Origin of the sequence: Halarchaeum acidiphilum MH1-52-1 (assembly GCF_000474235.1) — an archaeon.
Lineage (GTDB): Archaea > Halobacteriota > Halobacteria > Halobacteriales > Halobacteriaceae > Halarchaeum > Halarchaeum acidiphilum.
On sequence record NZ_BATA01000105.1, the window covers coordinates 1 to 4602 of the forward strand.

At 69.0% G+C, this 4602-nt stretch carries 5 protein-coding genes; 3 read left to right on the plus strand and 2 right to left on the minus strand.

All coding sequences use genetic code 11. From position 1 onward, the window contains the following. Window positions 1–75: 75 nt before the first annotated feature. Together AOZ13_RS12870 and AOZ13_RS12875 are read left to right on the plus strand one after the other, a co-directional pair. Window positions 76–1290: an SPFH domain-containing protein gene (locus tag AOZ13_RS12870; RefSeq protein ID WP_021780788.1), complete on the plus strand. Its 1215-nt coding sequence runs from the start codon at window positions 76–78 to the stop codon at window positions 1288–1290. A 44-nt stretch (window positions 1291–1334) separates the two neighbouring features. Continuing rightward, window positions 1335–1928, plus strand: a complete 594-nt coding sequence (locus AOZ13_RS12875; protein ID WP_020221052.1) for a winged helix-turn-helix transcriptional regulator — start codon at window positions 1335–1337, stop codon at window positions 1926–1928. 1 nt (window position 1929) lies between these two features. Here AOZ13_RS12875 and AOZ13_RS12880 read toward each other — a convergent pair whose 3' ends face one another. Beyond that, window positions 1930–2172, minus strand: a complete 243-nt coding sequence (locus AOZ13_RS12880) for a DUF7123 family protein (protein ID WP_020221051.1) — start codon at window positions 2170–2172, stop codon at window positions 1930–1932. A 231-nt stretch (window positions 2173–2403) separates the two neighbouring features. Between AOZ13_RS12880 and AOZ13_RS12885 the strand changes: the two genes are divergently transcribed. Beyond that, window positions 2404–4245, plus strand: a complete 1842-nt coding sequence (locus AOZ13_RS12885) for a flippase-like domain-containing protein (RefSeq protein ID WP_021780789.1) — start codon at window positions 2404–2406, stop codon at window positions 4243–4245. Here the strand turns inward: AOZ13_RS12885 and AOZ13_RS12890 are convergent. Continuing rightward, a partial coding sequence (locus AOZ13_RS12890; protein WP_148294599.1) for an SAM hydroxide adenosyltransferase occupies window positions 4242–4602 on the minus strand: 361 nt, incomplete at its 5' end. The genes AOZ13_RS12885 and AOZ13_RS12890 overlap by 4 nt on opposite strands.

Consider the following 4602-nt stretch of genomic DNA (forward strand, 5'->3'; position numbering starts at 1 on the left):
TTTGCCAGCGAGCGGAGCGAGCGCAGCAAAAGGTCGGGGCGAAGCTTTATCCGCCGTTTGTGTGATCGTTCACGCATGGTCCCACTCACCCCGCTCCAGATCGGCGGGAGTCTCCCACTGACGGTGGTGGCGGTGCTCCTCGTCGCGCTCGCGGCGGTCACGGTCTATCAGATGGTGGCGATCGTGGACGCCTACGAGAAGAAGGCGCTCACGGTCTTCGGGGAGTACCGCGGCCTCCTCGAACCGGGCATCAACTTCGTCCCGCCGTTCGTCTCGCGGACGTACACGTTCGACATGCGGACGCAGACGATCGACGTCCCGCGCCAAGAGGCGATCACGCGCGACAACTCGCCGGTGACGGCGGACGCGGTCGTCTACATCCGCGTGATGGACGCGAAGCGCGCGTTCCTCGAAGTGGACGACTACAAGCGCGCGGTGTCGAACCTCGCGCAGACGACGCTGCGCGCGGTGATCGGCGACATGGAACTGGACGACACGCTGAACAAGCGCCAAGAGATCAACGCCCGGATCAGGAAGGAACTCGACGAGCCGACGGACGAGTGGGGGATCCGCGTGGAGAGCGTGGAGGTGCGGGAGGTGAACCCCTCGCAGGACGTCCAGCAGGCGATGGAGCAACAGACGTCCGCGGAGCGCAAGCGCCGCGCGATGATCTTGGAGGCGCAGGGCGAACGCCAGTCCGCGATCGAGGAAGCGCAGGGGGAGAAGCAGTCCGACATCATCCGCGCGCAGGGCCAGAAGCGCTCGCAGGTCTTGGAGGCGCAGGGTGATGCGGTCTCGACCGTCCTCCGCGCGAAGTCCGCGGAGTCGATGGGCGAGCGCGCCGTCATCGAGCGCGGGATGGAAGCCATCGAGCGGATGGGCGAGAGCGAGTCGACGACGTTCGTCCTCCCGCAGGAACTCACGTCGCTGGTGGGGCGCTACGGCAAGCACCTCACGGGGAGCGACGTCGCGACGGAGACAGAGGGACTGGAGAGCTTGGAGTTCGACGAGGAGACGCGCGAACTCCTCGGTCTCGACAGCATCGACGAACTGCTGAACGAGATCAGCGAGGAGGCCGATGTCGATCCCGAGGCGCTCGAGGAGGAGGCCGAGGAGGTCATGGCCGGGCAGGACACGGGCGCGCAGGAGACCGAGCAGGTCATCGACGAGATGGACGCGGAGTTCGACGAGAGTGGGGACGCGTCGGCGTCGGGATCCGCGGTGGCGGACGAGACGCCGGACGCGGACGCGACGGACGGTGACGCCGAGACGGAGACCGAGCGCTCGTAGAGTGTGATAAGCTTTTTGCCGGCGACCGCCGTACGGACGCCCGAATGGGGATCGACGAGAGCAAGCGCGCCACCCTCCGGCGGTTCGCCGCGGTCGGCGCGGCCAGTCCGCTCGTCGGACTGACGGGTGACTCGGGCGAGAGCGACGTCAGGGACGCCATCGGCGGCTATCTGACGACGACGCCCGGCGCGCACTTCTCCAAGCTCCGCGATGACCTCCAGCTCGGCACCGGCGAGGCCCAGCATCACCTCCGCCGGCTGCTCGACGCCGATGCCGTCGAGAGCTATCGGGACGGCGACTACCGGCGCTTCTACCCGGCCGGCGAGTTCGCGGACTTCGAGAAGGTCGCTCTCGGCTACCTGCGCCGCGAGACGCCGCGGTCGATGCTCGTGGCGCTCCTGCGGGACCCAGATGCGGACGGCGGGACGCTCGCCGAGGCCGCGGGTGTCTCGCGGGGAACCATCAGCAAGTACGCGGCCGAACTCGAGGGCGTCGGTCTCCTCGATCGGGCGGGCGGGTACGCGATCACGCGCCCCGAGACGGTGCTCGTCCTCGTGTTACGGTACGCCGACTCCTTCGGGTCCGACGCCGCGGCGCTCGCTCGGGAGGCCGACGGTCTCCTCACCTACGAACCCTGACTCACAGCGAGACCTTCCACGTCGTCGACGACGAGTACCCCCACTTCTCGACGTCCACGTCGTACTCCCCCTCTTGGATCGCCGTCATGTTCGTTCCGACCTCCTTCGCGGAGAGGTCGAGTTCGTCGCCGATGAGCCGCGACTTGAAGTAGGTCTGGGTGGCGGCGTGCTCGCGGAGGTACGCGAGGATCCGCTCTTGCTTCGGAGTGAGAGTGCTCGCTGCCGCGGCCGCGCTCGTGCTCATACGTCTATCGTAGGCGGGAACGGTCATAGGGAGTTTGGTACATCCAGCTAAATCGACTCCTCAGGGCGTTTATCTGGGTCTGATGGCGGTTTCGGGGATGTGTGGCTGGCCGGTGGTACGCCGTGGACGGCCGCGCTGGTAGGATCGCGAAACGCGCGTCGGCGACGCGGGTGCGACTCGACGGCGCGTAGCAGAAGGTACTTACCGCGATAGCGACCACGGTACGGCTAGATGAGCGACCGGCAGACCGAGGTCAGCGTCGTCCTCCCCGCGTACAACGAGGAGGACACCATCGAACACACCGTCCGCACGACGCGCGACGCGCTCGATGCGTTCCTCCCCGCCGGGAGCTACGAGGTCGTCGTCGCAGAGGACGGCTGCGACGACCGAACGCCGGCGATCGCGGACGAACTCGCCGCCGAGTTCGACGACGTCCGGCACTTCCACAGCGACGAGCGCCTCGGGCGCGGCGGCGCGCTCGACGCCGCGTTCGCCGACGCGCACGGTGACGTCCTCGTCTACTTCGACACGGATCTGGCGACGGACATGGGCCACCTCGAACACCTCGTGGAGAGCGTGCGATCGGGGGAGTACGACGTCGCGACGGGATCGCGCTGGATGCCGGAGAACGTCGCGGACCGTCCGGCGAAGCGCGGCATCCCCTCTCGGGGGTTCAACTTCGCCGCGCGCTTCCTCCTCGGCTCGGAGCTGCGCGATCACCAGTGCGGCTTCAAGGCGTTCTCGCGCGAGGCGTTCGAGACCCTCGAACCCGCAGTCGAGGACGAACACTGGTTCTGGGACACGGAGATGCTGGTGCGCGCCCAGCGCGAGGGGCTTCGCGTGGAAGAGTTCCCGGTGGACTGGGAGCCGAAGGGCGACTCGAAGGTCGATCTCGTGCGCGACGTCTTCGGGATGGGATCGCAGGTCCTGCGTTGCTGGTGGGAGTTCAGCGTCTCGCCGTACGTGAACCACCGGACGGGCGCGATCGCGGGCATCACGCTCACGCTCGTCGCGCTCGCGCTCATGCTGTTCTACCTCGATCCGAGCGCGGTGCTCGACGCCGTCGCGGACGCCGATCCGACGCTCGTCGCCGTCGCCGCCGTCGTGTACGCTCTCTCGTGGCCGCTTCGCGGCGTGCGATACCGGGACATTCTCGCCGAATTGGGGTACCGCGAGGGCGTGGGGTTCCTCACGGGCGCGGTGTTCGTCTCGCAGACGGGGAACCTCGTCTTCCCGATGCGCGGTGGCGACCTCATCCGCGCGTACGTCGTGAAGGCCCGCCGTCGCGTTCCCTACACGTCCGGGTTCGCGTCGCTCGCCGTCGAGCGGGTCTTCGATCTGCTCACGATCACGCTGCTCGCGGGCGCGGTCCTGCTCGGTCTCGCCGTCTTCGCGCCCGAGCAGGTGATGACGCTCCTCGCGGCCATCACGGGCGACGGGGCGCTCGCGGGCGGCAACCAGCAGAGCGCCGAGATCGCGCTCGCGGTCGCGGGGTTCGTCGGCGCGCTCGCGATCGCGGCCGTCGTCGTCATCGTCGCCTCCGCCCGCACGAACGGCGGCTACGTCCGGCGCGTGGTCGAGTGGGCGAGCGACGACGGGTACGTCGACCTCGTCGCGGGCGTCGCCGAGTCGTTCGTCGCCGACGTGCAAACCGTCGCCGCCGACGGCCCGACGTTCGCGCGCGTCGGCGCGACGAGCGTCCTCATCTGGACGATCGACGTCTGCTGCGCTCTCGTCGTCTTCACCGCGTTCGGTATCGACCTCCCGCTCCCGGCGCTCCTCGCGACCGGCTTCTTCGCCGTGTCGGTCGGGAACCTCGCGAAGGTCCTCCCGCTCTCGCCCGGCGGCATCGGGCTGTACGAGGGCGCGTTCACGCTGCTCGTCGTCGTTCTCACGCCCGTCGCGGCGCCCGCGGCGCTCGCCGTGGCGCTCGTCGATCACGCCGTGAAGAACGCGGTGACGGTCGTCGGCGGCGTCGTCAGCATGCTCACGCTCAACGTCTCGCTCACCGAGGCCGTCGACGGCGCGGGCACCGCGGACGCCATCGAGACCGAGGCCGGGACGACGGACTAGGGCAGGGCGAGCCGGATCGCGCTCCCCGCCTCGACGCCGAACGCCTCGTCTCCTCTCCCCCTGTTCACCGCCAGTTCGACGTTGCCGTGACTCCCGACCGTGAGCAGTCGCTCGTCCGCCGCCACGTCGTCGTAGGTGCGTGCGACCGGGACGCGCTCACCGTCGATGCGGGCGTACGCGCCCCAGTGATCGCGCAGGAAGTCGCCCGGAACGTTCGTGATCGCGTTTCCGAAGCCGTCCACGACGAGCACTTCGCCGCGCGCCTCGCTCGCGCGGACGGTCGGCTCGGGGAAGGACAGCCCGACGGGAGCGGACACGCGCGGGTAGTCGAGCGCGTCGAGTCCGTCCTCGTGGACG